Here is a 724-nt window from a genome sequence, read left to right as displayed (position 1 = left end):
AGCCGCAGCAGCAGATTGAAGGAATTGACGACGCGACGATTTCGGGATGGACATACTAGTAAACTCCACAGCAGCTGTCTCAGCAGAAATCCGCAAGCGGGAAGGCGAGCATTACCGCCAAACAACTTAGCAAAGCAGAGTTAAACTTTTGTATTCGGTGATACTTTGTACCCAAAAGCTTGGCCTAAAGCTCTGTCCCGTCAATTTGTCAGAGCCATCTTCGCAAAGCAGGCGAGCAAAAGCAAAGTTTGGCTGGAGGAGCATCTATTCTTTTGTCAGATTTTGTCAGAGCCGGTTGGCTGTCGATATGATGATGCTTTTACTGCCCCAGGCATTCCTGGAACCTCTCTCGACGTCTGCCGACACGAACAGCCATGGCCACTCAACCCGTATCCACCTCGCTGATTCGGTTTCTCACCGCCGCCGTAGCCGAGAGCATTCGACGGGCCTCAGAGGCGGGGCAACTGGGATCCCTGGCCCCCCAGCAAGCCACAGCGATTGCCCCCGTGATCCAGATCCCCAGCGACCCTCGCTACGGCGATTACGCCTGTCCCACCCCCCTGGGCATGGCCAAGCTCTGCCGCCTAGCACCGGCCCAGATCGCCCAAACCCTGCAAAAACACTTGGATCTGCCGGACATCGAAACTCAGGTGGCGGGAGGAGGGTATCTCAACTTCCGGCTGGGGGATCCCTTTTTGGCCGAGCGCCTGCAGGAGCTGCTGCA

Annotated in this window: 1 pseudogene; it reads left to right on the top strand. The window is 56.6% G+C overall.

Annotated features, from left to right (window positions below):
* Positions 1 to 374: 374 nt before the first annotated feature.
* Positions 375 to 724, top strand: a pseudogene (locus NW838_RS07730) (arginine--tRNA ligase); the annotation flags it as partial.

Source organism: Synechococcus sp. R55.2 (assembly GCF_047462075.1).
In the GTDB taxonomy this organism is placed as follows: Bacteria; Cyanobacteriota; Cyanobacteriia; order Thermostichales; family Thermostichaceae; genus Thermostichus.
Note: the sequence above shows the minus strand (reverse complement) of the source record. Positions and strands in the feature narration are given on the sequence as shown.